Source organism: Lysobacter panacisoli, from assembly GCF_009765165.1.
Classification (GTDB): domain Bacteria; phylum Pseudomonadota; class Gammaproteobacteria; order Xanthomonadales; family Xanthomonadaceae; genus Lysobacter_J; species Lysobacter_J panacisoli.
In genome coordinates this window covers 1,665,001-1,688,660 of sequence record NZ_VLNU01000001.1, presented here as the reverse complement: position 1 = coordinate 1,688,660, position 23,660 = coordinate 1,665,001, and the positions used below count along the sequence as shown (strand labels likewise).

19 protein-coding genes, 2 rRNA genes and 1 pseudogene (1 of these 22 running past the window's edge) are annotated in these 23,660 nt (G+C 66.3%); 8 read left to right on the top strand and 14 right to left on the bottom strand.

From position 1 onward, the window contains the following. Positions 1-3: 3 nt before the first annotated feature. Genes FOF45_RS07995 through FOF45_RS07985 form a run of 3 tightly spaced genes read right to left on the bottom strand, consistent with a single transcriptional unit; the run spans position 4 to position 2,547 of the window. Complete coding sequence (locus FOF45_RS07995) at positions 4-1,152, bottom strand: COX15/CtaA family protein (RefSeq protein ID WP_158983734.1); 1,149 nt, start codon at positions 1,150-1,152, stop codon at positions 4-6. 35 nt (positions 1,153-1,187) lie between these two features. Further along, positions 1,188-1,778 (bottom strand): hypothetical protein, encoded by a 591-nt coding sequence (locus tag FOF45_RS07990; protein ID WP_158983732.1) that lies wholly within the window; start codon positions 1,776-1,778, stop codon positions 1,188-1,190. 10 nt (positions 1,779-1,788) lie between these two features. Further along, a complete protein-coding gene (locus tag FOF45_RS07985; protein WP_233264091.1) occupies positions 1,789-2,547 on the bottom strand; it encodes an SURF1 family protein in 759 nt (252 codons plus the stop codon). 30 nt (positions 2,548-2,577) lie between these two features. Here FOF45_RS07985 and FOF45_RS07980 point away from each other — a divergent pair, with 30 nt between their 5' ends. After that, positions 2,578-2,793, top strand: a complete 216-nt coding sequence (locus FOF45_RS07980) for a twin transmembrane helix small protein (RefSeq protein WP_158983730.1) — start codon at positions 2,578-2,580, stop codon at positions 2,791-2,793. A gap of 119 nt (positions 2,794-2,912) precedes the next feature. Here FOF45_RS07980 and FOF45_RS07975 read toward each other — a convergent pair whose 3' ends face one another. From FOF45_RS07975 to coxB, 5 genes are all read right to left on the bottom strand, one after another. Next, positions 2,913-3,791 carry a cytochrome c oxidase subunit 3 gene (locus FOF45_RS07975; protein ID WP_158983728.1) on the bottom strand — a complete coding sequence of 293 codons (879 nt, stop codon included), beginning with the start codon at positions 3,789-3,791 and terminating at the stop codon, positions 2,913-2,915. A 47-nt stretch (positions 3,792-3,838) separates the two neighbouring features. Then, positions 3,839-4,426 carry a cytochrome c oxidase assembly protein gene (locus FOF45_RS07970; RefSeq protein ID WP_158983726.1) on the bottom strand — a complete coding sequence of 196 codons (588 nt, stop codon included), beginning with the start codon at positions 4,424-4,426 and terminating at the stop codon, positions 3,839-3,841. Continuing rightward, the gene (locus tag FOF45_RS18435; protein WP_267902650.1) at positions 4,423-4,557 is read right to left on the bottom strand and encodes a hypothetical protein; all 135 of its coding nucleotides are present in this window, start codon (positions 4,555-4,557) and stop codon (positions 4,423-4,425) included. The genes FOF45_RS07970 and FOF45_RS18435 overlap by 4 nt, the downstream gene beginning before the upstream one ends. Before the next feature lie 151 nt (positions 4,558-4,708). Continuing rightward, entirely contained in the window at positions 4,709-6,325 is a 1,617-nt protein-coding gene (gene ctaD, locus FOF45_RS07965) for a cytochrome c oxidase subunit I (protein ID WP_158983724.1), read from the bottom strand. Between the two features lie 26 nt (positions 6,326-6,351). After that, the gene (gene coxB, locus FOF45_RS07960) at positions 6,352-7,302 is read right to left on the bottom strand and encodes a cytochrome c oxidase subunit II (protein WP_158983722.1); all 951 of its coding nucleotides are present in this window, start codon (positions 7,300-7,302) and stop codon (positions 6,352-6,354) included. 353 nt (positions 7,303-7,655) lie between these two features. On the opposite strand from coxB, the gene putA reads away from it, so the two are divergent. Further along, entirely contained in the window at positions 7,656-10,877 is a 3,222-nt protein-coding gene (gene putA, locus FOF45_RS07955) for a bifunctional proline dehydrogenase/L-glutamate gamma-semialdehyde dehydrogenase PutA (RefSeq protein ID WP_158983719.1), read from the top strand. A 93-nt stretch (positions 10,878-10,970) separates the two neighbouring features. On the opposite strand, the gene FOF45_RS07950 is transcribed toward putA, so the two are convergent. Then, a complete protein-coding gene (locus FOF45_RS07950) occupies positions 10,971-12,317 on the bottom strand; it encodes an OmpP1/FadL family transporter (RefSeq protein ID WP_158983717.1) in 1,347 nt (448 codons plus the stop codon). Between the two features lie 230 nt (positions 12,318-12,547). Here FOF45_RS07950 and FOF45_RS07945 point away from each other — a divergent pair, with 230 nt between their 5' ends. Both FOF45_RS07945 and FOF45_RS07940 read left to right on the top strand, forming a co-directional pair. Next, entirely contained in the window at positions 12,548-13,240 is a 693-nt protein-coding gene (locus FOF45_RS07945) for a rhomboid family intramembrane serine protease (protein WP_158987340.1), read from the top strand. Between the two features lie 65 nt (positions 13,241-13,305). Next, positions 13,306-13,626, top strand: a complete 321-nt coding sequence (locus FOF45_RS07940) for a DUF1820 family protein (protein WP_158983715.1) — start codon at positions 13,306-13,308, stop codon at positions 13,624-13,626. A gap of 57 nt (positions 13,627-13,683) precedes the next feature. Here FOF45_RS07940 and FOF45_RS07935 read toward each other — a convergent pair. The 3 genes and pseudogenes from FOF45_RS07935 to gpmI form a co-directional block, all read right to left on the bottom strand. Then, a pseudogene (locus tag FOF45_RS07935) lies at positions 13,684-15,000 on the bottom strand (S41 family peptidase); the annotation flags it as partial. Between the two features lie 124 nt (positions 15,001-15,124). Beyond that, positions 15,125-16,333: a murein hydrolase activator EnvC family protein gene (locus FOF45_RS07930; protein ID WP_233264090.1), complete on the bottom strand. Its 1,209-nt coding sequence runs from the start codon at positions 16,331-16,333 to the stop codon at positions 15,125-15,127. Beyond that, positions 16,333-17,856 (bottom strand): 2,3-bisphosphoglycerate-independent phosphoglycerate mutase, encoded by a 1,524-nt coding sequence (gene gpmI, locus FOF45_RS07925; protein WP_158983711.1) that lies wholly within the window; start codon positions 17,854-17,856, stop codon positions 16,333-16,335. Before gpmI ends, FOF45_RS07930 begins: the two co-directional genes overlap by 1 nt. 168 nt (positions 17,857-18,024) lie before the next feature. Between gpmI and FOF45_RS07920 the strand changes: the two genes are divergently transcribed. From FOF45_RS07920 to FOF45_RS07905, 4 genes are all read left to right on the top strand, one after another. Next, positions 18,025-18,684: a DUF4097 family beta strand repeat-containing protein gene (locus tag FOF45_RS07920; RefSeq protein ID WP_425481953.1), complete on the top strand. Its 660-nt coding sequence runs from the start codon at positions 18,025-18,027 to the stop codon at positions 18,682-18,684. A 109-nt stretch (positions 18,685-18,793) separates the two neighbouring features. Next, the gene (locus FOF45_RS07915) at positions 18,794-20,539 is read left to right on the top strand and encodes a M28 family metallopeptidase (protein ID WP_233264089.1); all 1,746 of its coding nucleotides are present in this window, start codon (positions 18,794-18,796) and stop codon (positions 20,537-20,539) included. A 94-nt stretch (positions 20,540-20,633) separates the two neighbouring features. Beyond that, on the top strand, positions 20,634-21,032 hold the full coding sequence (locus FOF45_RS07910) for an MAPEG family protein (protein ID WP_158983707.1): 399 nt from the start codon (positions 20,634-20,636) through the stop codon (positions 21,030-21,032). 13 nt (positions 21,033-21,045) lie between these two features. Further along, the gene (locus FOF45_RS07905; protein WP_325063847.1) at positions 21,046-21,795 is read left to right on the top strand and encodes a 2OG-Fe dioxygenase family protein; all 750 of its coding nucleotides are present in this window, start codon (positions 21,046-21,048) and stop codon (positions 21,793-21,795) included. Between the two features lie 161 nt (positions 21,796-21,956). On the opposite strand, the gene rrf is transcribed toward FOF45_RS07905, so the two are convergent. Together rrf and FOF45_RS07895 are read right to left on the bottom strand one after the other, a co-directional pair. Next, positions 21,957-22,071, bottom strand: a 5S ribosomal RNA gene (gene rrf, locus FOF45_RS07900). Positions 22,072-22,178: 107 nt separating this feature from the next. Next, a 23S ribosomal RNA gene (locus FOF45_RS07895) occupies positions 22,179-23,660 on the bottom strand; it runs 1,382 nt beyond the window's last position.

The following is a 23,660-nucleotide window of genomic DNA, read 5'->3' as shown; positions in this document are numbered from 1 at the left end:
CCGTCACGGTTCGGGCGAGCGCAGGCGCGCCAGCAGCGAAACCAGCACGAACAGCAGCAGCACCGCGCCGGCGTTGTGCATCACCGCGATCGTCAGCGGCAAGCTCAGCTTGACGTTGGCGATGCCCAGCGCGACCTGTGCCAGCACCAGCAGGCCCAGCAGCGTCGCCCAGCCGCGCATGCCCGGCGTGCGCACCAGGCGCGCCGCCAGCCACAGCAGGTAGACGAACACGACCACGGCCATCATGCGGTGCGCGAGCTGGATCGCGATGCGCGATTCGCCGTCGAGGATGCCGCCTTCGTAGTCGACGCCGATGCCGCGCCACAGCACGAAGCCTTCGCGGAAATCGTGCGGCGGCCACCAGCGGCCGACGCAGGTCGGGAAATCGTTGCCGCAGGCGAGCGCGGCATAGTTGGCGCTGGTCCAGCCGCCCAGTGCGATCTGCACGCCGAGCACGACGATGCCGGCGATCACCAGCCTGCGCACGGTCACTGCCTCGGCAAGACGGATCGGCAGGTTGGTCGAGCGCCACGCCATCCACAACAGCAGCGAGAACGTCAGCAGACCGCCAAGCAGGTGCGCCATCACCACGATCGGCTTGAGCAGCCATGTGACGGTCCACATGCCGAGCAGTGCCTGGAAGATGATCACCGCGAGCGTGAACGCCGCCACGCGCGCGAGGTCCATGTTGCTCCAGCGCAACGCCGCGACCAGCAGGATCGCTTCGCCCGCGATGGCTAGCAGCGATGCGGCCACGTGTTCGCCGTGCATGTACATCGGGATGCCGATCGCGACCAGCACCGCAGCGGTGACGATCTGCGCCGCGCCGTATGCGCGCTTGCGCGAGGCCAGCAGCGCGAGCAGCAGGACCAGCACGCCCAGCGTGCCGGCGATCATGCGGTGGAACTGTTCGCGCCAGGCCTTGTGCACTTCGACCGGTCGGATCGCGGTCGCGGCGTGGTCGACGATTTCGTGCGCGGCGCTCGGCCACGCGGCGCGGCCATAGCAGGTCGGCCAGTCGGGGCAGCTCAGGCCGGCGTTGGACAGGCGCACGAACGCGCCGAACACGATCACGCCGAACGCGAGTGCGACCGCGAGCCAGGCGATGCGATGGAAATGCCTGTACGGAGCAGGTTTGTGCGGCAGGGTCATGCGGGACGGCTCGTCTGTCCGTTGGCTGGGGACGCTCATTTCACCTTCACCAGGCGCGCGACGTCGGTACGCAACCCGCCCGGATCGAAGCCGGGAGGGTAACGCAGAATGACGAAGCCGTAGGGATCCACGACGTAAGCCGGCAAACCCGGGCCGGGTTGGTCCACACGTGGCAGGCGCGCGCGCAATTCGGCATCGGGCTGAAGGATCTTCAGCGTCGCCGGTCGCGCGACCTTCTGCGGCCACTGGCAATCGGCGGTGGCGCACAGCCACAGCACATGGACTTCATCCGCATCCTTGCCGAACAGCTGCCACACGGTGTCGATCTCGCCGGCCACGCGCTCGCATTCCGCGCCGCACTGCGCGGGCGGCGCGACGACGATGCGCCAGATGCGCTCGCCGGACTTCCATGCGTACTCGCCGCCGTCGACCAGGCGCGGCGACAACGCGCGTGCGTCGCTCGGCGGATCGAGCAGTTCACCGACGTTCTTGGTGCCCTGCGGACGCCAGCCTGAGAAACGCAGCAGACCCGCGACGAGCATGCTGCCGAAGAACATCGCGAACAGCAGCAACAGCAGCACGCGATTACGGTTGCGGATGCGTTCGGGAAGGGTGTCGTCGCTCATCAAAGGCTCCTCATGGTCGACGGCGTTTGCGGAAAGTCAGGATCAACGCGGTCGCGAACACGGCCAGCGCAAGCGCGAACCATTGCACGGCGTAGCCGCGGTGCTGCTCTGGCGGCAGCGTGTTGGGCAGCAGTTCCAGGTCGCGCTCGTAGCCGATGCGCAGCGCCGGGTCCAGGCGCAGCACGCGTGGTGCGAGCGGTACGGACATGCCGGTTTCGCGCGCGATCGCGGCCAGGTCGACGCGCGGCATCAGCCACGCCTCGCCCTGTCGTGCGAGCGCAGGACCGAGCGCGAGGCCGGTCGACGGCGGCGTGGTGAGCAGGCCGCGCAGTTCGATGTCGCCTTCGGGCTTCGGGATCTGCGGCAGATGGCGATCGCCGGGCAGCAGCAGCCAGCCCAGGTCGACCAGCAGCGGCGCGCCCTGTTCGGGCACGAAGATGCGATAGGCGCGCACACCGGCGCGGCCATTGCGTTGCTGGTTGTCCAGCAACAGCGCGTCGCGCTCGTCGAATCGACCACGGCCGATCGCCCAGTCGTAGTCGCGCGCGTGGGCAGGATCGGCGGCGATCGACAGCGGCTGCAGCGTGCGCTTGGCCATCACCTGCGCGGCGGCGTCGAGCATCGCCTGCTTCTCGACCGCGCGTCGCGATTGCCACAGGCCGAGGTTGGCGAACAGCGCGATCGTGAGGACGGCAGCGGTCCAACCGACGATGAGATTGCGTCGCCGGCTCACGATTTCCTCGCCGGCCGCTGCGATAATGGGCCGCACGCCCCGTCACGGGGCCGATCGGAAGCCGCCATGAACGATTCGCTGAAGACCCTGCTGATCATCGCGTTCCTGATCGTCATCCTGTGGAACCTGGGCGCCGGCCTCTATTACATGCTGGTGGACAAGGGTGAGAGCAAGCGCACCGTGAATGCGCTGACGCGCCGCATCGCGCTGTCCATCGCGCTGATCCTGCTCGTGGTCCTGGCCAACTACATGGGCTGGATCAAGTTCCACGGCGGACCATGACGTCCGTACGGGTGTTTCGCGTTTCGTGATTCACAGAAAACAAAAGGGCGACGGCATGCCGTCGCCTTCTTGTTTTGGCCGCGGGCTCCGCTGCGCGGAACCCGCATCGCCGTGCCGTCTTACAGCACGTAGACGAACAGGAACAGGCCCAGCCAGACCACGTCCACGAAGTGCCAGTACCAGGCCACCGCTTCGAATGCGAAGTGGTTGTCCTTGGTGAAGTGGCCCTTCAGGCAGCGGAACCAGATCACCGCCAGCATGATCGTGCCGAGCGTGACGTGCGCGCCGTGGAAGCCGGTGAGCATGAAGAAGGTCGAACCGTAGATGCCCGAGCCCAGCGTCAGGTTCAGTTCCTTGTAGGCGTGGATGTACTCCTCGGCCTGGAAGAACAGGAACGTCGCGCCCAGCAGCACCGTCAGGCCGAGGAAAACCAGCAGCTGCTTGCGGTGGCCGGCCTTCAGCGCGTGGTGCGCGATGGTGACGGTCACGCCCGAGGTCAGCAGGATCAGGGTGTTGAGCAGCGGCAGGCCCCAGGCCGGGATGGTCTGGTAGATGCCACCGATCGCGCCCGGGCCGTTGCTCGGCCACGCGGCCGAGAAGCCCGGCCACAGCAGCGTGTTGGTCATCACGCCGTCGCCTTCGCCGCCGAGCCACGGCATCGCGTACTGGCGGGCGTAGAACAGCGCACCGAAGAACGCACCGAAGAACATCACCTCGGAGAAGATGAACCAGATCATCCCCATGCGGAACGAGGTGTCGACCTGCTTGTTGTAGTTGCCGCGCACCGATTCGCGCACGACGTCGCTGAACCAGCCGAACAGCACGGCGCACATCAGCGCGATGCCGAAGAAGAACACCGGCTTGCCCCAGCTGACTTCGTTGAACCAGCTGGCGATGCCGAGCATCGTGGTGAACAGCGCGATGGAACCGAGGAACGGCCAGCGGCTGCTGTGCGGCACGAAGTAGACGTTGGCGTCTGGCGAGTGGGCTTGGGCCATGTTGGCGTTCCGGTTATGTGGTGCGATTGCTAGGAAGGTTCAGGACGTCACGGCGCCGCTTTCGGCTGGGCAACGGCCTGGGCCGTGCCCTGCGCCTGGGCGGTCAGCGCATCGTTCTTGAAGAAGGTATACGACAAGGTGATGGTCTTCACGTCGGCCGGAAGGTTCGGATCGACGATGAAGCGCACCGGCATCTCGCGCACTTCACCTGCCTTGAGCGTCTGGGCGGTGAAGCAGAAGCATTCGGTCTTGCTGAAGTAACCCGACGCGCGCGCCGGCGCGACCGACGGGACGGCGCTGCCGACGACGGTGCGCTGCGAGGTGTTGCGCGCGTGGTACGTGGTTTCGTACTGCTCGCCCGGCACGACCTGCATCGTCACCTGGTTGGGCGAGAAGTCCCACGGCAGCTTGGAATTCACGCCGCCGTCGAACTGCACGGTGATCACGCGCTTGGCGGCCGTGGCCCGGGCCTCGCCGACGCCTTCGGCGGCGGTGCGCTCCAGACGGATGCCGAACACCTTCTCGCAGGCGATGCGGTACAGCGGCACCAGCGCGAAGGTCAGCGCGAACGCGCCGATCGCGACCACGACCATCCTGGTCAGGCCGGCGCTCTTGCGCGGTTCCGGCGTGCTCATTTGCCCACCACGCCGCTGAAGATGAAGACGACGTAGATCGCGACCGCGATCGCCGCGATCCACAACGCCGTGCGACGCGCCGCCTTGCGGCGTGCTGCAAAGTTGTCCGTGTTGTGGTCGGGTTGGTTCATGTCTCTCTGATCACATCGGGCGAAGAGGAGGTTTGGCTTTGGAGCCCCCTTAAGTTAAGGGGGCGGCCGTCGCAGCGCGACGGCGGGGTTGTGGAAGCATGCCCACGTATCCGAAGCCGAAAGACCTCCTGCTCCTATCCCTCGACTTCAATTAATGCGTGATGTCGCCATGTGCCAGGTCGCCATCGCGGATGACCGGCGGGGTGCTGAAGGTGTGGTGCGGCGCCGGGCTCGGCACGGTCCACTCCAGGCCCCGGGCGGTCGGCCATGCGCGGGCCTCGGCCTTGACGCCCGCGGCCTTCGAGCGCCACAGGATGAAGGCCATCATGAACGGCGTGAGGAACATGCCGAACGCGCCGATCGAGCTGACCAGGTTCCAGTCCGCGAACACCACGTTGTAGTCCGGGATGCGGCGCGGCATGCCGGCCAGGCCCAGGAAGTGCTGCGGGAAGAACAGCAGGTTGACGAAGATCATCGTCCACCAGAAGTGGAACTTCGACCACGACTCGTTGTACATGCGGCCGGTCCACTTCGGCCACCAGTAGTACGTGGCGGCGATGATGGAGAACAGCGCGCCGGTCACCAGCACGTAGTGGAAGTGCGCGACTACGAAGTAGGTGTCGTGGTACTGGAAGTCCGCCGGGACGATGGCGAGCATCAGGCCCGAGAAACCGCCGATGGTGAACAGGATCACGAAGGCGATGGCCCACAGCATCGGGGTCTCGAACGAGATCGAGCCGCGCCACATCGTGGTAACCCAGTTGAACACCTTCACGCCCGTCGGCACCGCGATCAGCATCGTCGCGAACATGAAGTAGATCTCGCCACCGAGCGGCATGCCGACGGTGAACATGTGGTGCGCCCACACGATGAACGAGAGGAAGGCGATCGAGGCGGTCGCGTACACCATCGCCTGGTAGCCGAACAGCGGCTTGCGGCTGAAGGTCGGGATGATCTCCGACACGACGCCGAACGCCGGCAGGATCATGATGTAGACCTCGGGGTGCCCGAAGAACCAGAAGATGTGCTGGAACATCACCGGGTCGCCGCCGCCAGCCGCGTTGAAGAACGAGGTGGCGAAGAACTTGTCGGTCAGCAGCATCGTCACGGCGCCGGCGAGCACCGGCATCACGGCGATCAGCAGGAACGCGGTGATCAGCCAGGTCCAGCAGAAGATCGGCATCTTCAGCAGGTCGATGCCCGGGGCGCGCATGTTCAGCACGGTGGCGATCACGTTGATCGCGCCCATGATCGAGCTGATGCCCATCATGTGGATGGCGAAGATCGCGAAGGCCACGTTGCTGCCGCCCTGCAGCGAGAGCGGCGGATACAGCGTCCAGCCGCCGGCCGGGGCGCCGCCCGGCAGGAACAGCGTGAGCAGCAGCATCGCGAAGGCGAACGGCAGGATCCAGAAGGACCAGTTGTTCATGCGCGGCAGCGCCATGTCCGGCGCGCCGATCTGCAGCGGGATCATCCAGTTCGCCAGGCCGACGAAGGCCGGCATGACGCCACCGAAGATCATGACCAGCGCGTGCACGGTGGTCATCTGGTTGAAGAACATCGGACCGCCCGGCAGCTGCAGACCCGGCTTCATCAGTTCATAGCGGATCAGCACGGACATGCCGGCGCCGATGATGAACATGATGAAGCTGAAGATCAGGTACAGCGTCCCGATGTCCTTGTGGTTGGTCGAGAAGAACCAACGCTCGATGAAGCCCTGCTTGTGGGCGTGATCATCGTGATGGGTGTCAGCGTGCGTGACGGCCATGGCCTACCTCAGGAGATGCGGGACGATCAGCCGGCGACCGGAGACTGCTTTTCAGCAGCTGCGGCCGTGGCGTCGGTGTTCGGGGTGGTGCCCTGCGGCTGGGCCTCGGCCGGCGCGGCCGGCTGCGCGGCGGGCGCGACCGGGGCGACGGGAGCCGGGGCGTTCTTGGCCTTCTGGGCGACCAGCCACTGCTGGAATTCCGCCTTCGGCACGGCGCGCACGACGATCGGCATGAAGCCGTGGTCCTTGCCGCACAGTTCCGCGCACTGGCCGCGGTAGATGCCCGGCTTGGAGATGTCGGTCCAGGCTTCGTTGACGATGCCCGGGATCGCGTCCTGCTTCCAGCCCAGCGCCGGCACCCACCATGCGTGGATCACGTCGTCGGCGGTGATCACGAAGCGGATCTTGGTGTCGACCGGCAGCACCAGGACGTTGTCCACGTCGAGCAGGTAATGCGGGTGGTTGGCCTCGCGCGCGTCCTTGCCGCTCTGGCGGATCTCGTCGCTCTTGCGGTCCAGGCGGCTGGTGAAGGCGACGTTCTCGCCCAGGTACTCGTACTTCCACATCCACTGGTAGCCGGTGACCTTCACGGTCATCTCGGAGTCGCGGTAGTCGTACATCTTGATCAGCTTGCTGGTGGCCGGGAAGGCCATCAGGACCAGCAGGGCGACCGGGACCACGGTCCAGACGACTTCCAGCTTGGTGCTGTGGGTGAAGTCCTTGTCCGGCACCGCACCCTTGGAGTGGCGGAACTTGAACATGGCATAGGCCATTGCGCCGAACACCAGGACGCCGATGACCACGCAGACCCACAGCGCGAACATGTGCGCCGAGTACGCGTTGGCGGACTGGACCGTCACGCCCTCGCCCATGTTCAGCTGCCACGGCTTGGGATCGGCCGCCTGCGCGCTGGCAAGGACCGGCAGCGCCATCGCGGCGATGCCCGCGCCCCACTGCTTGAAACGACCGGCTTTCATCTGTTCGAGCCCCAGAATTCCGCTTTGGTGAATGTTGTTTGCTTGGCTGAGCCGTTCGGCCTGGCTTGACGGGCTCATCCGCTGGTCGGGGCCGGGCGTCCAGCCCGGTGGGAACCCAATCCGGGTTCCAAAAAACTGCCCCGCGGAACCGCTCATTTTACCTGCCGTCGCGAGCCCCAACAACCGAGCTGGTCAAATTACACGTGTTTGCCGGCAAATTTCGCAATCTCGGGACCGGCAGGGCCGCGCACGGAACGCACCGGTACGGTCCTCGAAGCCGACGCCGCAACACTCCGGGAGAGCCGGAGGCTCTAGACTATTGGGCTTCCCACGGCTGTCCTCTGGGTCCCCCGATGACCACCCATTCCGCTACCGCCCTCGCCAGCGATGGCCCGCCGGCGCCGCACGCGCTGATCTCCCCCGAACTCCCCTCGCCGCCGCCCGCGGCCCGCGCGGCCATCACCGCCGGCTGGGTCCGCGACGAGGCCGCGCATGTGCGCATGCTGCTCGAACGCGCCCGCCTGCCCGACGCCGACCGCGCCGCCGCCCAGGCCACGGCCGCCGATCTGGTCCGCCGGGTCCGCACCCGCGCCAAGGACCAGGGCGCGATCGAGGCCTTCATGCGCCAGTACGACCTGGGCAGCGAGGAAGGCGTACTGCTGATGTGCGTGGCCGAAGCCCTGCTGCGCATCCCGGACCAGGAGACGGCCGACAAGCTGATCCGCGACAAGCTCGGCGATGCGGACTGGAAGAAGCACATGGGCCAGTCCGACTCGGTCCTGGTCAACGCCTCGACCTGGGGCCTGATGCTGACCGGCCACCTGGTCGACCTGGCCGACGAGACCAAGCGCGACGTGCACGGCGCCTTCAAGCGCCTGCTCGGCCGCGTCGGCGAGCCGGTGATCCGCCTGGCCGTGCGCCAGGCGATGAAGATCATGGGCCACCAGTTCGTCATGGGCCGCACCATCGGCGAGGCGCTGTCGCGATCGCAGAAGAACGGCAACGCCGCGTATCGCTACTCGTTCGACATGCTCGGCGAAGGCGCGCTGACCACCAAGGACGCGCTGCGCTACCTGCAGGCCTACCGCGACGCGATCCACGCGATCGGCAAGAGCGGTAACTTCGTGGGCACCGACGTGTTCGCCGCGCCGTCGATCTCGGTGAAGCTCTCCGCGCTGCATCCGCGCTACGAGCACGCCAAGCGCGAGCGTGTGTTCGCCGAACTCGTCCCGCGCGTGCTCGAACTGGCGCAGCTGGCCAAGTCCTACGGCATCGGTTTCACCGTCGACGCCGAGGAAGCCGACCGCCTGGAACTCTCGCTGGACGTCATCGCCGCCGCGTTCTCCGACGCGTCGCTCGATGGCTGGGAAGGTTACGGCCTGGCGATCCAGGCGTACCAGAAGCGTGCACCGGAAGCGATCGAGTTCATCGCCGACCTCGCCCGCCGCAGCGGTCGCCGCATCCCGGTGCGACTGGTGAAGGGCGCGTACTGGGACAGCGAAGTGAAGCGCGCACAGGTCGACGGCCAGCTCGGCTATCCAGTGTTCACGCGCAAGCCCAACACCGACGTCAGCTACCTCGCCAACGCGCGCCTGATGCTTGAAGCGTCCGACGCGATCTATCCGATGTTCGCCACGCACAACGCGCAGACCATCGCGACGATCCACCAGCGCGCGAAGTCGATGGGCCGGCACAAGCACTTCGAGTTCCAGAAGCTGCACGGCATGGGCGACGACCTCTACGCCGAAGTCATCCCGGGCGACCGCCTCGACGTGCCGTGCCGCGTGTACGCGCCGGTGGGTTCGCACGAGGACCTGCTGCCGTACCTGGTGCGCCGCCTGCTCGAGAACGGCGCCAACTCCAGCTTCGTCAACCGCATCACCGACGAGGACATCGCCATCGATGACCTCATCCACGATCCGGTCGAGACCGTTTCCGCATTCGAATCCATCGCGCATCCGCGCATCCCGCAGCCGCTCGATCTGTACCGCAGCTTCGGCATCGACAGGAACAATTCCATGGGCATCAACCTCGCCAACGACGATCAACTGCGCACGCTCGCCGAACAGGTCAACGCCGCCACGCGCAACGACTGGCGCGCCGCGCCGCTGGTGCCGGGCGCGACCGTGTCCGGCCCGCAGGTCGCCGTGACCAACCCCGCCGACCGTCGCCAGGTCGTCGGCCAGTGGCAGGCCGCCGACAGCGCGACCGTCGAGAGGGCCGTGCAGAACGCGGTCGCCGCGCACGACGCATGGAACGCCACGCCGGCCGCGAGCCGCGCCGCGATCCTCGAGCACGCCGCGGACCTCCTCGAACAGCGCATGCCGGAATACATCGCGCTGTGCACGCGCGAAGCCGGCAAGACCGTGCCCGACGGCGTCGCGGAAGTGCGCGAAGCCGTGGACTTCCTGCGCTATTACGGCGCGCAGGCGCGCAAGCAGTTCGCCGTCGAACCGCTGCCGGGCCCGACCGGCGAATCCAACACGCTGCAGCTTTCCGGCCGCGGCGTGTTCGTGTGCATCAGCCCGTGGAACTTCCCGCTGGCGATCTTCGCCGGCCAGATCGCGGCCGCGCTCGCCGCCGGCAACAGCGTCCTCGCCAAGCCGGCCGAACAGACCAACCTGATCGGTTACTACGCGGTGAAGCTGCTGCACGAAGCCGGCATCCCGGAAGCGGTGCTGCAGTTCCTGCCGGGCGACGGCGCCACCGTCGGCGCGGCATTGACGAAGGATCCGCGCATCGCCGGCGTCGCGTTCACCGGCTCGGCCGACACCGCGCGCGCGATCAACCGCTCGCTGGCCGCGCGCGACGCTGCCATCGGTGTGCTGATCGCCGAAACCGGCGGCCAGAACGCGCTGATCGCCGACTCGTCCTCGCTGCCGGAACAGGTGGTCAAGGACGCGATCGCCTCGGCGTTCACGTCCGCCGGCCAGCGCTGCTCGGCCGCGCGCGTGCTGTTCGTGCAGGACGACATCGCCGACAAGGTCACGCACATGCTCGCCGGCGCGATGGCCGAACTGAAGGTCGGCGATCCGGGCCTGCTGTCGACCGACGTCGGCCCGGTGATCGACGAGGACGCGCTGAAGATGCTGCGCGACCACGCCGAACGCATGGATCGCGAGGCGTCGAAGATCGCCGAAGTCGCGCTCGATGGCGATGCCGCCAACGGCAGCTTCTTCGCGCCGCGCGCTTACACGCTCAAGTCGCTCGACCAGCTGCACAAGGAAGTCTTCGGCCCGGTGCTGCACGTCCTGCGCTGGAAGGCGGACCAGCTGGATGCGGTGATCGACGCGATCAACGCGACCGGCTACGGCCTCACGCTGGGCATCCATTCGCGCATCGACGAGACGATCGAGAAGATCAGCTCGCGCGTGAAGGTCGGCAACTGCTACGTCAACCGCAACCAGATCGGCGCGGTGGTTGGCGTGCAGCCGTTCGGCGGCCAGAACCTGTCCGGCACCGGCCCCAAGGCCGGCGGCCCGCACTACCTGCCGCGCTTCGCCACCGAGAAGACCATCACCATCAACACCACCGCAGCCGGCGGCAATGCATCGCTGCTGACGCTGGGCGACTGACGCACGCGTTGCCCACGGCTGTTTCCGCAAGAGAAGCTGCAAAAGAAAAAGCCCCGCGAAAGCGGGGCTTTTTCGTGCAACGGTGAAACGCGATCAGAACTTGTACTGCGCCGAGACGCCGTACAGGTTGGCGTGACCGTCGAACGGACCGACCAGGTGCGAACCACCGGAGGTGATGTCGACGCGCGGCGAATCCGGCTCGATGCGGGTGTAGCCGAAGTTGACTTCCATCGCTTCCGTGGCCTGCCAGGTCGCGCCGATCGAGTACCAGAAACGGTTCGCGTCGGGCAGACGCGGAGTGCGCGTCTCGATGTGGGTCGGCGTCTCGTCGTAAGCCAGGCCGCCTCGCAGCGTCCACGCTTCGTTGAGCTTGTACTCGGCGCCCAGCGACGAGAAATCGCTGTCGTGCCAGTTGAACGGCTCGACCGAATCCGGATCCGGATTGCCGAAGTCGACGCGCACTTCGCGCAGCGATTCCCAACCGGTGCGCGCCCACGACGCCATCATCGTGAAGCGGTCGGTGAAGGCGTAGCGGACGTCGACGTTCAGCACCGACGGCGTGGTCAGCTTGGCGGTCGCCGCGCCGTCCTTGAACAGCGCGCTGGTGGCCGGATTGACGCCGAACACCGCGGCGACGTTGCTCGGCACGGTCCAGTCGGCAGTGCCGCTCAGGTCGTAGTCGATCTCGGAGCGGTAGCTCACGCCGATGTCGAGCGCGTCGACCGGGCTGAAGTTCGCACCGACGGTCCAGCCGAAGCCGGTGTCGTCGCCCTGGATCTCGGCGAAGCCGTCGGCCGCCTGCGGACGGGCGAAGGGCAGCGGACGCGTGGCCGGGTTGGCGAACAGCAGCGAACCGAAGTCGACCGACTTCGACAGCGTCACGTCAGCGCGCGAGTAGATCAGGCCGGCACCGACCGAGAGGCGATCCGGAATGATGTCGAGCGCGGCAGCCAGGGTCAGGTCGACGATTTCGACGTCGGAGGTGTGGGCGAAGTAGCGGCCCTGCCAGTTGTCGTCGTACTCGGTCTTCAGGCCGAACGGCGCGCTGATCATGGCGCCGAAGGCCAGGCCGTTGTCGAGCTTGTGGATCACCGACAGCGCCGGCACCGCGGCGATGTCGCCGGCGTCGCCGCCGTTGCCGCCGGTCAGCGGACGACCGAGCGCGTCGGTGCCGGTACCGTTGAATTCATAACTCAGGTCGATCGCGGTCACGTCGGCCTGGATCGTGGTGCCCTGGAAACGTGCCATCGTGGCCGGGTTGTTGGCGACCACCGACGAGTCGGTGTCGTTGACGCCGGCACCGGCGAATGCGGCCCCCATGGCCTTGACGCTGTTTTCCTTCAGCTGGAAACCCGAAGCGTTGACCTGGCCAACCGCCAGCGCGCCGGCGATACCGAAGGCCAGCGCCGTCAGTTGGGTGAAACGGGAAGCGTGTTGCATGCGTATCGTCTCCATTGGAGTATTTTTTGGTTCCGCGGCCGTCATTGCCTGGACCGGCTGGGCCGGTGCCAGAGCGCGCCGGAAACCCCTCCCGACGTACGACGCCGTATGCACTATAACCCGGCTTTTAACCGGAGGCTAACAACAGTCGGCATGCCCCTTCGCACTTGCAAGTCACGGATTTCACGGCCTTCTTGGGGTCGATTCCGGGCGCTCCGGGGGGCCGCCGGGTGTTCGTGAGCATCCCGAGCCGGGAGCGTGCGCCGCTGCGCTGGGCCACGCCGTCCCTGTTCGCCCTGCTGTGGCTGTGCTTCGTCGTGGTGGAGGTCCTGCCGGGACAGGACCAGCGCCGCCTGCTCATGGAATGGGGCGCCCTGTCCGGCGGTCTGGCGACGCCGCAGGAATGGTTCGAGGCGATCCGCAGCGGCAGCCTGCTGCGGCTGTTCACGGCCCTGTTCCTGCACGCCGACTGGGCGCACGTGCTGGGCAACCTGGTGTTCCTGCTGATCTTCGGCCTGCCGGCCGAGCGGGCGATGGGTCCGTGGCGGCTGCTGATACTGTTTTTGCTCGGCGGCGCGATCGCCAACCTGGCGGCGGTGATCGCCATCGGCACTCCGGACCGGCTGATCATCGGCGCCAGCGGCGCGGTGTCGGCGCTGATCGGCGCCTACCTGGCGCTGTTTCCCGGGGCGAAGCTGGGCGTGGTGGTGCCGCTGGGCTTGTTCCTGCAGTTCGTGAAGGTGCCCGCGCCCCTGCTGATCGGCGTGTGGGCCCTGTTGCAGCTGGTCTTCACCTTCATCGGCCCGGCGTTCGGCGCGGTGGCCTGGTCGGCGCACCTGGCGGGATTCGCGTTCGGCGGCGTCTTCGCGCTGATCGCGCGGGCCGGCATCGCCCGGCGCATGCGCCGCCGGCGCGGCCTGTAGCTTGAGTCGGGCAACAGGCGCCCCTATCGTCAGCCTGCCACCCGTCCCGCTCTCGAACCGCTCCCATGTCAAAGCCGCTCTACAAGGTGACCTTCCTCAACGCCGGCAAGGTGTACGAGCTGTACGCCCGTCAGGTCGCGTCGGGCGCGCTGTGGGGTTTCACGGAAGTGAGCGAGCTGGTGTTCGACGTGCACGACGGCCTCGTGATCGATCCCACCGAGGAACGCCTGCGCGACGAGTTCGGCAACACGCGCGCGCTGCACCTGCCGATGCACAGCATCGTTCGCATCGAGGAAGTCGAGCGCAAGGGCCAGTCCGCGATCCGCGACGCGGCGACTGGCGAGAAGGTTGTCACGCCGTTCCCGCTGCCGGCCAAGCCGCGCTGACGCCAACGAACGCGCTGCCTCGGGCAACGCGTTCGTGCGGTTCGTTTTCGCCTACTGCTTCGCGGGGGGCTTTGACGCCGCGCTGGCGACCGGCTTCTTCAGTTCGACCAATGCCGATGCGATCGGCGCGTCGCCGTCGAGCACGTCGCCCGCGTTCTCGCCCGGCTGGTCTTCTTCGTCGCCGTGCAGGTGGCCGGGCAGGCTGGCTTCACTGAAGTTGCGCACGCTCTTGTCGTCTGCCTTGGCCGGGTGCAGCACCACGTCGGGCGAAATGCCCAGCGCCTGGATCGACTTGCCGCTCGGCGTGTAATAGCGCGCGGTGGTGAGCTTGACCGAATCGCCATTGTCCAGCGGCAGCACGGTCTGCACCGAGCCCTTTCCGAACGTGCGGCTGCCGACGATGCGCGCGCGACCGTTGTCGCGCAGCGCACCTGCGAGCACTTCCGACGCGCTCGCCGAGCCCGCATCGACCAGCACCACGACCGGCGCGCCGTTGAGGCGGTCGCCCGGCGTCGCGGCGAATTCGGCATCGCTGATCGCGATGCGGCCGCGCGTGCTGACGATCTTGCCCGACTCGAGCAGGTCGTCGGCGATCTGCACCGCCGAGGTAAGCAGGCCGCCAGGATTGCTGCGCAGGTCGATCACCAGGCCGCGCAGCTTGCCGCCGGCCTGCGCCTTGAGGGCATCGAGCTTGCTCTCGAAATCCGCCGCCGTGTCGGCCTGGAACGCGCTCACGCGGATGTAGCCGTAACCGGGTTCGAGCATCTTGCTGCGCACGCTGGCGATGCGGATGGTCTCGCGCTGGATCGTCAGGTCGAAGGGCTTGTCGCGGCCTTCGCGCACGATCGTCAGCGTGACCTTGCTGCCCGGCGGACCGCGCAGCGGCCCGGAGTTGTCGCCTTCGTCCGGCTTGAACGGCTTGCCGTCGATGGCGGTGATGACGTCGCCGGCCTTGATCCCGGCGCGCGCGGCGGGCGTTTCGTCGATCGGCGAGATCACGCGCAGCGAACCGTCGGGCTGGCGCATGAGTTCCACGCCGACACCGTCGTATGCACCGCGCGACTGCTCCTCGAAGCTGTCGGCGTCGATCTTGTCGAGGTAGACGCTGTGCGGGTCGAGGTCGAACAGCAGGCCGCGGATCGCCGAGTGCATCAGCTTGCGATCGTCGACCGGTTCGACATAGGCCTGCTTGACCGCGTTGTACACCGACACGTAGCGGCGGATCTCATCCAGCGGCACCTTCGCCTCGGCGGTTTCCGCGTCGGGCGAGTCGATCGGCGCCTCCGCCTGTGCCGGCTCGCCGCCCTCCTGCGCATGCGCCGGCAGGGCGACGGCGGTGGCCAGCACGAGCGGGATCAGATAACGCAGGGACATGCACGGAACTCCGGGATGAAGCGGCGACGGACGGCGCCTTTGTCGCTGATTATGGGCATGTCGCCCCCGTGCAGTGGAAGGCTTTCGTTAATCCCGCGCGCACCGGCGCGGGGCATTCAGGCCATCACCGGCGCAGCCACGTTCCGGGGTTGACCGGCGTGCCGTTGCGGCGCAACTCGAAGTACAGGGCCGGCCGACCGTGGCCGCCGGAACTGCCGACCGTGGACACCGCGTCGCCACGCTTGACCGTGTCGCCGACGTCCTTGAGCAGCGCGTCGTTGTGCGCGTACAGGCTCATGTAGCCGTTGCCGTGGTCGACGATGAGCAGCAGGCCGTAGCCGGTCATCCACTCCGCGTACACGACCTGTCCATCCGCGACCGCCTTGACCGGCGTGCCGGCGCCGGCGCCGATCAGCAGGCCATCGCTGCTGCGCCCGTCGGGCATGGTGGCGCCGAATCCGGCCAGCAGCGCGCCGGACACCGGCCAGCCGAGGCCGCCCACCTGCGGTGCGCTGGCGACGACGGTCGGCTTGCGGGTCGGCGGCTTCTCGCCGGCCGCCTGGTTGCGCGCCGCACGTTCTGCCGCGGCCTTGCGTTGCGCTTCGGCGCGCGCGGCGGCGACCCGCAGCTTCTTCAGCAACTGCTCCAGCCCCTTGGCGTCGCGACCGAGTTCGCGCTCGCGCGTGCTGCGATCCTTGTAGCGCTGATCGAGCTGCGCGACGAGTGTCGCGCGCTCCTTGCGATCCTTCTGCAGGCGGCCGAGTTGCGTGCGCTGCTGTTCGCGCGTCTGGTCGAGTTCGGCGCGACGCTGGACGATCTGGCGTTCGACGTCGTCGAGTTCGCGCAGCTGCGAGTCGAGTTCGGCGATGCGCTGCGTGCGATCGCGTTGCAGGTAGCCGTAGTACGCCAGCATGCGACTGCCGTCGGCGACGCGATCCTGCGCGAGCAGCAGCTTCAGCGGCGCATCCTGCCCTTGCAGGTAGGCGGCGCGCAGGAGCTGGGCGAGTTCCTGGCGTTGTGCGCCCATACGCTCATGCAGCGCCGCGCGTTGCTGCTGCAGGTCGGCAAGGCTGGCCTGTTCGCGCGCCAGTCGTGTTTCGATGTCGCGCAGCTGGCGATTGGACTTGCCGACCTTCTCGTCGGCCTCGCGCAGCTTCTGCGAGGCGCTGCCGCGCTGCGTCTCGATGTTGCGACGTTCGGCGGCGACGGACTTCAGTTCGCTCTGGATCTTCTCCAGCTTGCGCTCGGCCTCACGACTGTTCTGCGCGACGGCCGGCAGGGCCAGCAATGCACTGGCGACCAGCAGCCCCGCGAACACGCGCCGCATCCGCATCAGCCCGCCAGCAGGCTCGTTCCGCTCATCTCGGTCGGCTTGGGCACGCCAAGCAGGTCGAGAATGGTCGGCGCGACATCGCGCAAGGCACCGCCGCTGCGCAGCGTCGCCGCACGCGGGCCGAAGTACACGAACGGAACCGGACCGACGGTGTGCGCGGTGTGCGGCTGACCGGTCTGCGGATCGCGCATCATCTCCAGGTTGCCGTGATCGGCAGTGACCAGCAGCGCGCCGCCGGTCTCGCGCACGGCCTGCACGATCGCGCCGATCGCGATGTCCACCGCTTCGGCGGCCTTCACCGCGGCAGCGATGTCGCCGGTGTGGCCGACCATGTCCGGATTGGCGATGTTGCAGATCGCCACATCGATCTCGCCGGAGCGGATCGCTGCGGTGAGTTTCTCGGTCACTTCGGGGCAGCTCATTTCCGGCTGCAGGTCGTAGGTTGCGACCTTCGGGCTGGGCACGAGGATGCGCGTCTCGCCCGCATAAGGGTCCTCGCGCCCGCCGCTGAAGAAGAACGTGACGTGCGCGTACTTCTCGGTCTCGGCGATGCGCAGCTGGGTCAGCCCGTTGTCGGCGAGCACCTCACCGAGCGTGTGGCGCAGGTCGTCCGGCCCGAAGGCCACCGGCGCCGGCAGCTTGGCGTCGTACTCGGTGAGGCAGACGAAGCGCGAGAGCTTCGGACGACGCACCTGGAACCCGTCGAACGTCGGCGACACGAACGCCGCGGTGATCTGGCGCGCGCGGTCGGCGCGGAAGTTCATGAACACCAGCGCGTCGCCGTCCGCCATCGGCACGTGACCCTGGATCACGGTCGGCGCGACGAACTCGTCGGTCTCGCCGCGCTCGTAGGCCTGCAGCAGCGCTTCGACCGGGCCGGTGGTGACGTGCTCGCTCTTCGCCTCGACGATCGCATCCCAGGCGCGCTGCAGTCGATCCCAGCGCTTGTCGCGATCCATCGCGTAATAGCGTCCGCTGACGCTGGCGACGTGTGCATTGCCGAGCTTGCGGCAGACGTCCTGCAACTTCACGAGGCTCGCTTCGGCGGACTTCGGCGGCATGTCGCGGCCGTCGAGGAATGCATGCACTGCGACCTTCTGCACACCGGCCTGGCTGGCCAGTTCGAGCATCGCGAAGATGTGGTTCTCATGGCTGTGCACGCCGCCCGGCGACAACAGGCCCATCACGTGCAGCGTGCCGTTGTTTGCCTGTGCGGCGGCGCAGGCGGCTCGCAATTCCTCGTTGCCGAAGAACGTGCCGTCCTCGATCGCCGCGTCGATGCGGGTGAGGTCCTGGTAGACGATGCGGCCGGCGCCGAGGTTCATGTGGCCGACTTCCGAGTTGCCCATCTGACCGTCCGGCAAGCCGACATGGCGGCCCTCGGTGTGGATCAGCGTGTGCGGTGCCGCTTTCAGCAGCGCGTCCCAGTTGGGCAGCGTCGCCTGTGCGAGCGCGTTGTCGGTCGGATCTTCCCGATGGCCCCAGCCGTCGAGGATCAGCAGGACCACGGGTTTCGGACGCATGGGAGAGGCTGGCACGTCGGTGTCGACTCGCAGGGGTATAAGGTGACTTCGGGCACGGGTGCGTGCCGGCGATGGCTGCGATTGTAGCGAAGCGGCCTAAACCGACGGCACCTTCCCCGCATCCTATGGAATGAAGCCCGTCCCAACACGGAACCCCGAACGATGCGCATCCGCCCCGTATTCGCCCTCCCGATCGCCCTGGCGCTGGCACTGCCCGCTTTCGCCGCCCAGGACATCGACAAAGTAAACGGCAGCATTACCGTCGAGCCCGGCGAGACCGTCGGCAACCTCGAGACCGTCAACGGCAGCATCCGGATCGGCGCAGGCGCGCGCACCGGTCATGCCGAAACCGTCAACGGCAGCATCACCGTCGCCGAGAACGTACAGGCCGGCGGCCTGGAAACCGTGAACGGCAGCATCCGCGTGGCCGGCAACGGCAAGCTCGCCAGCGACCTGGAGACCGTCAACGGCGGTGTCTTCGTCGACCGCGGCGGCGACGTGAATGGCCACATCGAAACGGTGAACGGCGCGATCGGCCTGGTCGACACCGATTTGTCCGGCGGCATCACCACGGTCAACGGCGACGTCACCGTCGGCATCGATTCGCACGTGAAGGGCGGCATCCGCTACACCAAGCCGAACACCTCGTGGATTTCCTTCAACAAGCCGCGTGATCCGAAGGTCATCATCGGGCCGAACGCGGTCGTCGACGGACCGCTGGTGTTCGAGCGCAAGGTCGAGCTTTACGTGCACAGCACCGCCAAGACCGGGCCGATCACCGGCGCCACCGCGGTGCGTTTCGACGGCGCGATGCCGCCGGGCCAGTAAGTCTCACGAACTGCCGGGTCCGGCACGCTGCCGGCCCGGTTCCGGAGCCTAGAATGGGGTTCGCCTCCGCAGCTGCGGCCTCGGAGGCCCGATCCATTCCGGAGGTTCCATGTCCCGAGTTTCCCTGCTCAGCACGGCGATGACGTGCACGCTCGCCGCCGGCACGGTCGCGCTGGCGGCCTGCTCCCGCCCCACCGAGGCGCCCGTCGCCGACAAGCCCGCCGCGGCTCCGGCCACGGCCGGCACCCACGCCTTCAACGACGCCATCCATGCGGCCGACTTCGCCGAGCACGTGAAGGTGCTGGCCTCCGACGAGTTCGAAGGCCGCGCCCCGGGCAGCCCGGGCGAGGACAAGACGGTCCAGTACCTGGAAGCGCAGTTCAAGCGCATGGGCCTGCAGCCGGGCAACGGCGACAGCTACTTCCAGACCGTACCGATGGTGGAGACCACCGCGGACGAGTCCACCGTGCTGAAGCTCGACGTGAAAGGCCAGCCGAGCACGCTGAAGTTCGGCACCGACATGGTCGTGGGCACGCGCACGGGCAAGAGCGAGGTGAAGGTCGACAACAGCGACCTGGTGTTCGTCGGCTACGGCGTCAACGCGCCCGAGCAGAACTGGAACGACTACGCCGGCGTCGACGTGAAGGGCAAGACGGTCGTGATGTTCGTCAACGATCCCGGATTCCACAGCCAGGATCCGAAGCTGTTCGAAGGCAAGCGGATGACGTACTACGGCCGCTGGACCTACAAGTTCGAGGAAGCCGCGCGCCAGGGCGCCGCCGCCGCATTGATCATCCACGACACCGAGGGCGCGTCCTACGGCTGGGACGTGGTCAAGAATTCGTGGTCGGGCGCGCAGTTCGACCTGCCGGCCAAGGACGATCCGGAACCGCGCCTGCCGGTGCAGGGCTGGATCACCGGCGAAACCGCACGCACGCTGCTCGCCGGTCTCGGCCAGAATCTCGACGAGCTCTACAAGGCCGCCAACAAGCCCGGTTTCAAGGCGATTCCGCTGCCCGGCAAGCTTTCGGTCGACCTGAAGAGCACGACCGGCGAGAAGTCCTCACGCAACGTCGTCGCCAAGCTGCCCGGTGCGAAGCGTCCGGACGAGGCGATCGTCTACATGGCGCACTGGGACCACCTCGGCAACCACGGCCATGAGGGTCACGGCGAAGCGGCGCCCGCCGGCAGCGATACGATCTACAACGGCGCGATCGACAACGCGACGGGTGTGGCTGGCATCCTCGAGATCGCAGAAGCGTTCTCGAAGCAGACGCCACCGCCGGACCGTTCGCTGGTCTTCCTTGCGGTCACGCTGGAGGAGTCGGGCCTGCTGGGTTCGAAGTACTACGTCGCGCATCCGGCCGTGCCGCTGGACAAGACGGTCGCGGTGATCAACCTCGACGCGATGCCGGTGATCGGCCTCGCGCGCGACATGACCGTGGTGGGTTTCGGAAGCTCGGAGCTGGAGGACATCCTCAAGACCGTCGCCGAAGCCCAGCAGCGTGTCCTGCACGCCGAAGCAACGCCGGAAGACGGCTTCTACTTCCGCTCCGACCATTTCAACTTCGCCAAGGCCGGCGTGCCGGCGTTGTATGCCAAGGGCGGCGACGACCTCGTGGAAGGCGGCATCGATGCCGGCCGCAAGGCCCAGTCCGACTATCGCGACAACCGCTACCACAAGCCGGGCGACCAGTTCGATCCGGCGTGGAAGCTGGAAGGCGTCATCCAGGACCTCGATGCGCTGTACGGTGTCGGCCGCACGCTCGCCGGCAGCGAGCAGTGGCCGAACTGGTATGAGGGCAATGCCTTCCGGGCCGCACACGACAAGCTGATGCAGCCTTCGGCTAAGTAGGGCGTCGGCTCGTGGTACCCGGACACGGCGCCCATGAGGCGCCGTGTTCGTTTTCGGCTACGCTGATGCGCATCCCCGTGCCGCCGGAGTCGCCATGACGCTCGTGACCGCGTACGTCTGTGTCCTGATCGCTGCCTTGCTGCCGTACCTGTGGGTCACCGTCGCGAAAGCGAGCGGCGAACGCTACGACAACCGCGATCCGCGTCGCTGGCAGGACAAGCAGCAGAGCCCGCGATCGCAGCGCGCCAACGCGGCGCAGCTCAACAGCTACGAGGCCTTCGCGCCGTTCGCGGCGGGCGTGATCCTGGCGCAACTTGCCGGCGTGCCGCATTCGCAGATTTCGGCGCTTGCGCTCGCATTCGTCGCGTTCCGCGTAGTGCACGGGTTGCTCTACATCGCCGGCCGCCATTACCTGCGTACGCTGGCATGGGTCCTCGGTCTCGCCTGCGTGGTGTGGCTGCTGGTGCAGGCAGCGCTGCACGTTGGCCCTTGAATCGGACATTTCGTTGAGCACGACGCTCCATCCCGATAACGCGGACACGAGGCGTTCCGCACTCGCGCAGGAGGGCTTCCGCTTCGTCGAGGGTGAGGCGATGCGGTCGTTGTTGTCCTCGCACGGCAGCCTCGCAGACTGGCCGCAGTTCGCGGCGAGCTGGGATGCACTTGAACCGGATACCTATCTCGCCAGCGTCGGATTGCATCGGCGAAGGCGCCACGCGGTGTTCTCCATCGCGGATGGCGCGATCACGCGCGAAGTGGACCAGCCGCATTATCAAAGCCGCGACTACAACACGCTGCAGGGCGGCATCGCGCGCTGGTTCGAACCGGTGCTACCGCAGATCGCCGAGAGCGAAACGCTACGCGCGGTACTAGGTTTCTGCTCCGACGTCTTCGGAGGCCTGGCACCGCAGGTGCCAAGGTGGCACGTCGAACTGCATCAGTTCCGCATCGAAGCGCGTCCCGGAGAGCCGGGCCAGCCGACACCTGAGGGCGTGCATCGCGACGGCGTCGACTATGTGCTCGTGCTGATGATCGATCGGCACAACATCGCCAGCGGTACGACCACGATCCATGCGCAGGACGGCGCGCTGCTCGGAAGCTTCACGCTGAGCCGAGCCTTCGACGCCGCGCTGGTTGATGACGCGCGTGTGTTCCACGGCGTGACGCCGGTCGTGGCACAGGATCCGGACGCGCCGTCGCATCGCGACGTGCTTGTCGTGACGTTTCGACGGGATTCGGCGCCCGCTGCGAACTAACTCGGCTGGCATCACAGCAACGTTCGCAACATTCCCACGGGAACCCCCAACGCAAACCTCAGGTCCGCGGCCCGCAGGTCGCTGCGGCGATAATGTTTCGGATTATGTTTGGCGCAAAGAAGAACGCCCCGTCCTTTTGGGACGGGGCGTTCGGGATAAATGTCCAGCGATGACCTACTCTTGCATGGCTTAAGCCACACTACCATCGGCGCGGGTGCGTTTCACTTCCGAGTTCGGAAAGGGATCGGGTGGGACCACACCGCTATGGTCACTGGACAAGGGGGTGAAGCGGCGCATGAGCGCCAGCTTGCATGGGGTGGAAAAGTAGCGAGTCAGGCGAATGTCGTCGACGTATCGTCGAGTCCAAGGCCACTTGAGGTTATATGGTCAAGCCACACGGATCATTAGTACAGGTTAGCTCAATGCATTGCTGCACTTACACACCCTGCCTATCAACCACCTGGTCTTGATGGTTCCTTTAGGGGAGTCAAGCTCCCGGGAGATCTCATCTTGAGGCGCGCTTCCCGCTTAGATGCTTTCAGCGGTTATCGCTTCCGAACATAGCTACCCGGCAGTGCCACTGGCGTGACAACCGGAACACCAGAGGTTCGTCCACTCCGGTCCTCTCGTACTAGGAGCAGCCCCTCTCAAATCTCCAACGCCCACGACAGATAGGGACCGAACTGTCTCACGACGTTCTGAACCCAGCTCGCGTACCACTTTAAATGGCGAACAGCCATACCCTTGGGACCGACTACAGCCCCAGGATGTGATGAGCCGACATCGAGGTGCCAAACACCGCCGTCGATATGAACTCTTGGGCGGTATCAGCCTGTTATCCCCGGAGTACCTTTTATCCGTTGAGCGATGGCCCTTCCATACAGAACCACCGGATCACTAAGACCTACTTTCGTACCTGCTTGATCCGTCGATCTTGCAGTCAAGCACGCTTATGCCTTTGCACACAGTGCGCGATGTCCGACCGCGCTGAGCGTACCTTCGTGCTCCTCCGTTACACTTTGGGAGGAGACCGCCCCAGTCAAACTACCCACCATACACGGTCCCCGATCCGGATTACGGACCCAGGTTAGAACGTCAAGCACTTCAGGGTGGTATTTCAAGGATGGCTCCACGCAAGCTAGCGCCTGCGTTTCATAGCCTCCCACCTATCCTACACAGAAGAACTCAACGTTCAGTGTAAAGCTATAGTAAAGGTTCACGGGGTCTTTCCGTCTTGCCGCGGGAACGCTGCATCTTCACAGCGATTTCAATTTCACTGAGTCTCGGGTGGAGACAGCGCCGCTGTCGTTACGCCATTCGTGCAGGTCGGAACTTACCCGACAAGGAATTTCGCTACCTTAGGACCGTTATAGTTACGGCCGCCGTTTACCGGGGCTTCGATCAAGAGCTTCGCCTTGCGGCTGACCCCATCAATTAACCTTCCGGCACCGGGCAGGCGTCACACCCTATACGTCCACTTTCGTGTTTGCAGAGTGCTGTGTTTTTGATAAACAGTCGCAGCGGCCTGGTCACTGCGGCCCTTCTCAGCTATTAACCAAAAAGGGCGCACCTTCTCCCGAAGTTACGGTGCTATTTTGCCTAGTTCCTTCACCCGAGTTCTCTCAAGCGCCTGAGAATTCTCATCCTGCCCACCTGTGTCGGTTTACGGTACGGTCTGCGTAAGCTGAAGCTTAGGAGCTTTTCCTGGAAGCGTGATATCGGTTGCTTCGCCCTAATGGGCTGGTCCTTAGTCTCAACGTTGCCCCCCCGGATTTGCCTAAGGGGACCGCCTCAACTCTCTCACCGGGACAACCAACGCCCGGCCAACCTAACCTTCTCCGTCCCTCCATCGCACTTACGCGAGG